The following is a 5,028-nucleotide window of genomic DNA, read 5'->3' as shown; positions in this document are numbered from 1 at the left end:
TATTTCAATTGCGGGGACGCTTGAAAGAAGAGATTATCGCTAAATTGCGACATATACGGGGTTCCGGTGAGGTTAAAAAAGACAGCAAAACCTCCCAAGTATCCCCATCTATCAAAGGTTATCAACCTCCTGTTGTTAGTGGATATTGGCAGTATAACCAACAGTTAGAATCTTCTTTAGTCGTGATTTCACCACCACCAGGAAGCGAGACAGTTTTGGATGTTTTGGGTCCAATTCCTCTGGGGACTACAGCTACGGCGGCGGATGTGGTTATGCAGTATTTAGACACCATTTATAAAAATGTTAGCGATCGGGCCGTTTTGATGGGATTAAATCGGGAGTCGGAAGGCTAATTTATCGGCAAAATAGATGCGATCGTCCGAGGGAGGTCTTGGGGTTCATTAATCATCAAATCCGGCTGATATTGAGCCAGGATATTAGCAGAGTTAAACCCCCAAGTGACTGCTATACTATAGATTTTCGACTTGTGCGCTGCTGTGATATCTCTGGTTTCATCTCCCACATAAACGGCTTGATGTTTGGGGATATTTTGCTGTTTGAGTAGGCGGTTAATAATTCGGTGTTTACCGAATAGTGTGGACTCAGAGTTGATATCATCAAAAAGTCCCAAAATACCATGTCGGTTTAACACAAATTCCACATTATTTCGCGAGTTAGATGTGATAATATATAGTTGACAGCCTTGGCGTTTCAGGTCCTGTAACGCTTCGGGAATACCCGGAAATAGAGAAATCGACCCGAGATTATTTTGTAATTCCTTCTGGACTCGGCGCAGGAGTCGGGGAATTTTGAATAGGGAAATATTGGACAGCTTAATAATTTGGCGATAATTGAGGTTTTGTAATTTGTCTAAATCACTAGCTGTGGTGGGGGAATATCCAAAATCTTCCGCCAGGTCGTTGATGATGCTAATCACCACTTCCAAGGTATCAGCTAAAGTCCCATCAAAGTCAAATATGATAATTTTTTGATAGCGATCGGCCATAGGGTTTAAGATATCCTTAAAAATGGCTATCATCAGTATACTACCCCCACCATAACATTTAACTCAGATAGAGATGAGATGAACCCCAACCCAAATGGCTTTTAACTATATTAACCGCAATTCTCACCTGACTAGCCCCCATCGAAATTTTATAGGGTTTATGAGGGTTTTTCGGATTAGGATCTATAGTTACCACGTTATTTTCCCATAGGCGACTCTCCCGCGACCAGTCAAGTTGCGCCAACTCAGATATTTGATTTCGATTAAACTCATTTTGCTGACCGTCATAGGTCATATATAACAGTCGCCCCAGTATTTCCAAGCCCACCCGAAAACCCAATAAATATTTTTCCTTAAAATTCGCCACTTCTTCAACCGTTAATTCATCCACACTCTGATTAGCAATATGTGATGTTACCAGACATTCCGAAAAAAACTGATTCAGACATTGAGTTAATTCATGGGATGCCATTTCTACATCATAATCTTCTAAGTCATTATCCGGCTGATTAGTAAAAGCACAACTAACCAAATTAACAATATAAGCATTAGTATAAATCAACTTCTGCTTAGTGGAAGGGCTTTTTTTCACCTTCTCAGTTTTCCCATAAAACATCGAAACGCGATTCACCAAATTTTTGGTAATACCAATACGACCCGAATGTTCCCCAAAAGAAACCAGCAAAGATTTATCTAATTGTCTGGCTTGCGCCATATCCCTAAAATCGGTCTGACACTGATTAAAATTCTCCTCCAAAACCAAAGTAATCGGAAAATCATCCTCACCGATTAACTTTCCTAAATCACTTTCAATTAATTGATGAATCGCCGTTTTGCGGTGTTGTCCATCAGTGATATCTAACTTATGACCACGGGGAATTACCACAAAACACACGCCTCTACCCAAGTCAATAATTTGGATATCTTCAGGATTAACATTAGCTGTCAATGTTCCCAAAATCCAGGGTTGATTTTTCTGAACACGCTGGAGAATATAGTCTTTAATTTCCTCAGCATGACCTTTAATCTCCGGTCGATTTTTGCCAGAGTCCGGGTCATTTCCCAGGGAGGGTCGCGCCTGTAGGAGAGTTGGTAAATCTTGGGCTGGGACATTAATTTGAATCATTTTTCGCCCTCCCTGGCGACACATCAACCCCAAATAACACCTTTCGCGGAAGTATTCAGTATAAAAGGGTGCTACCAAATTGTCGATTTTATGGAGAGGTTCATCATTAGCCATGGTTTAATTAGTTGTTATTAATTTAATATCTATGGCTAGATCATATCACAAATCTATAGGGTCAGGTAATCCTACTTCTCTCGGTTTAACTATCCGACCCTCAAAATTAATCGCCCGATTTTCAAAAGTGCGCGCCTCAGCCAATTGTTTCCGTAGAATTGCCTCATCCATTAATTCGGTGATTTCTCCTAGTAAATAAACAATTAAATTTGTAGCCAAAGACCGACCAGCTACTCGGACGCGGCGTTTATTGGGATCATATAATACCCCATACCATATAGATTGAGGGTATTCAATATGATTAAAACCACCCTCTTCATCAAATTTAACTAACTTTTGAAATACGGTTTCCAATGGTTGTTTATGGTGAAAGACTACCTTACCAATACCATGAGCGATCGCTATTTGTCCAACTGGTCTAAACAAAATATTTCCTAATCCTGGGGGGCGTTCAAATCCGAATCTTCTCAAATCGGGAGTTTCCATTTCTTGTGTCAGTTTTTGATAACTGGGTAAACTCGCCAAACCATCAAATAAAACCATTAATTCCTGAATCCCTGATGCCAACTCTTCCGGTTCGGGACGGTAGGGAACTAAACCCGGTTGTGTGGCTTTCCAGCCCTGAAATTTGGGGTGATAACCTAGATATAATTCCGCCATATCTCGTAAGGCTTGTAAGGTGGTTAATACTGTTGATTTGGTGGCAACCGTGGCGCTATCCCAGTTAATCCGAGGCTTACGTCCGGGTTCATCTTTGAGTAGGGGATGATTAACGGCTACCTGACGACAAACAATCGAAAAGCCGTCATTTTCATCTAATGCAGCCAACTGTCCTTTACTGAGTTTAACTGCCATTTGATTAAGATGTACAAAAATAGACCTAATCCGCCTTTGTGCCTGTTGTCTAGTTTCTCCAGGTAAGACAGCCGGGATAAATTCAATGCCAATAGTTTCCTGGTTTAACTCGGCTAGTTTCTGTTCTGGCTGTATATTTTCTATCGGCAAATTATCCCAATTTATTGGTTCACCTACCGGCTTTTTCAATTTACTATAGGGTTGTAATTGGTGGGTGTTTAATAATTCTATAACTCCCTGAATTCCCATAAGTCTATGCTGTCCATCTAAAGCAAAGACAGACACGGGGGATGATAAATCTAATATGCCTATTTTTCCATGTTCATCTAATGGTATATATTCGGCTGCTGAACAGGTAGCTTGTCCGTTTTTATCCCATTGTGGCGCTTTCGGGTTATCTACCCAATCGGGACTAATAACGACGACGAGGGGGGGGAATTTTCGATCCCAATTGTGGGTAATGAGGTATTGCACCAGGATAGCTTGACGTGACCAGTCTAGGGGTCGCTGTAGGATAGCATCAATGGTTTCTGCACCTCTTTCTATGTTTTGGGTTTCCCGGTCAATATGACTTTTAAATAGGGGTAATTCGGAAGCATAACCAATTTCACGGGCGGCCCATTTCAGGCTGACTGCGCCTATATATCCTTGGGTGACTCCCATTGATGTGGGTTGAACTAAAATGCGATCGCTATTATTTACCAACTGGGTTAGCAATTGTCCTAGTTCCCCCGGCTGGACTTCTGATTGTAGGTTCCTTGCGATCGTCATAGCTATTGTACTACTATACTGATATGGTTTTTAAAAACTTCTGTGCCCACCCATATACTATCCTATATGGGGCATTTCGGCAAGGCTATTCTATCTGTTAGGAGGTAAAATGTCTTCAGAAGACGAACAAGAAGTTAAGGATCTTGAATATTACTGTAGGTGTATCAGAGAAATTAAAGTGTATACTAATACCAAGCTAGGAGTTAAATGTCGTAATCAGCCCGCTTTGCTACTATCAGTTATTCATTTAATAGCTAAAGGCAAAATTGCTGAAAACAAAATAATTATTACTGAAGATTTAATTAATGTTTTTAAAAAGTATTGGTCTGTCTCATCAGACACCAGTTTTAAAGGCAGTGATTTGGCTTTACCGTTTTTTCATTTAAAAAATGGAAAAAAAAATGGACAGTATAAGTTTTGGCATCTCCAATATAGTTCTGAATATGATGGTGGCAGACCTCAAACCATACCCAAACTAAGGCATGATATTGATTATGCTTATCTCGATGAAGAAATGTTTCAATTGATTGTCAATCATGATTATCGGCAAAAAATAGTAGATCAATTAATCACTTTTTGGTTTGCTAAGGAACAAGAAATCTTTGAGTCAATCTTTGAATTTTATCAACCGTAATTTGATATTGTTTATCAAATTCTTCACTATCCACATATTAAATTATTAGCTAAATCCATGAATACATTTTCACAGCTTCCAATTATCCCAGAAAACATTCAACAATCAAAGAATAGTACCAGAACAGTTCAAGAGTTTTTACAAGATGTGGAAATACTGCAACAAGAAATCAGGGAATTATACGTTGAAGACAAAACACCCTTAGTTATTGGCTGGAGTGGAGGCAAAGATAGTACAGCAGTCCTTCAATTAATTTGGAATGCTATTGCTTTTTTACCTGATGAAGAAAGGACTAGAAAAATTTATGTTCTCACCAATGATACTTTAGTTGAAAACCCAATTATTTCTGCCTGGATTCGCAATTCTCTGCAGCAAATAACCATAGCGGCAAAACAGCAGAAAATGCCGATAGAAACTCATTTAACTTATCCAGCAATTAAAGATACATTTTGGTGCTGTCTAATAGGTAAAGGATATCCTGCACCTAGAAATGGGTTTAGATGGTGTACGGAAAGACTCAAA

The 5,028-nt window shown here is 39.5% G+C and carries 4 protein-coding genes and 2 pseudogenes; 3 read left to right on the top strand and 3 right to left on the bottom strand.

What is annotated here, in order from left to right:
• Positions 1-353: pseudogene (locus B9T16_RS25595) on the top strand (hypothetical protein); the annotation flags it as partial.
• Here B9T16_RS25595 and B9T16_RS25590 read toward each other — a convergent pair.
• The 3 genes from B9T16_RS25590 to B9T16_RS25580 are packed head-to-tail and all read right to left on the bottom strand — an operon-like array spanning position 350 to position 3,872.
• Entirely contained in the window at positions 350-1,039 is a 690-nt protein-coding gene (locus tag B9T16_RS25590; protein ID WP_317270554.1) for an HAD-IA family hydrolase, read from the bottom strand. The pseudogene B9T16_RS25595 and the gene B9T16_RS25590 sit on opposite strands and share 4 nt — an antisense overlap.
• Positions 1,040-1,064: 25 nt before the next feature.
• Entirely contained in the window at positions 1,065-2,246 is a 1,182-nt protein-coding gene (locus B9T16_RS25585) for a DNA sulfur modification protein DndB (RefSeq protein WP_410246088.1), read from the bottom strand.
• Positions 2,247-2,291: 45 nt separating this feature from the next.
• Positions 2,292-3,872: a DGQHR domain-containing protein gene (locus tag B9T16_RS25580; RefSeq protein WP_410246087.1), complete on the bottom strand. Its 1,581-nt coding sequence runs from the start codon at positions 3,870-3,872 to the stop codon at positions 2,292-2,294.
• A gap of 109 nt (positions 3,873-3,981) precedes the next feature.
• Here B9T16_RS25580 and B9T16_RS25575 point away from each other — a divergent pair, with 109 nt between their 5' ends.
• Positions 3,982-4,506, top strand: a complete 525-nt coding sequence (locus tag B9T16_RS25575; protein WP_410246086.1) for a hypothetical protein — start codon at positions 3,982-3,984, stop codon at positions 4,504-4,506.
• 57 nt (positions 4,507-4,563) lie between these two features.
• Positions 4,564-5,028, top strand: a pseudogene (locus tag B9T16_RS25570) (DNA phosphorothioation system sulfurtransferase DndC); the annotation flags it as partial.

The sequence above is a fragment of the Arthrospira sp. PCC 8006 genome (genome assembly GCF_046480465.1).
GTDB lineage: Bacteria > Cyanobacteriota > Cyanobacteriia > Cyanobacteriales > Microcoleaceae > Limnospira > Limnospira platensis.
This window is presented reverse-complemented; position numbering and strand designations above follow the sequence as displayed.

Coding starts and splice junctions, on each gene's coding strand:
- B9T16_RS25585 (WP_410246088.1), bottom strand. CDS start 2,246: ATGGCTAATGATGAACCTCTCCATAAAATCGACAATTTGGTAGCACCC.
- B9T16_RS25575 (WP_410246086.1), top strand. CDS start 3,982: ATGTCTTCAGAAGACGAACAAGAAGTTAAGGATCTTGAATATTACTGT.
- B9T16_RS25580 (WP_410246087.1), bottom strand. CDS start 3,872: ATGACGATCGCAAGGAACCTACAATCAGAAGTCCAGCCGGGGGAACTA.
- B9T16_RS25590 (WP_317270554.1), bottom strand. CDS start 1,039: ATGATAGCCATTTTTAAGGATATCTTAAACCCTATGGCCGATCGCTAT.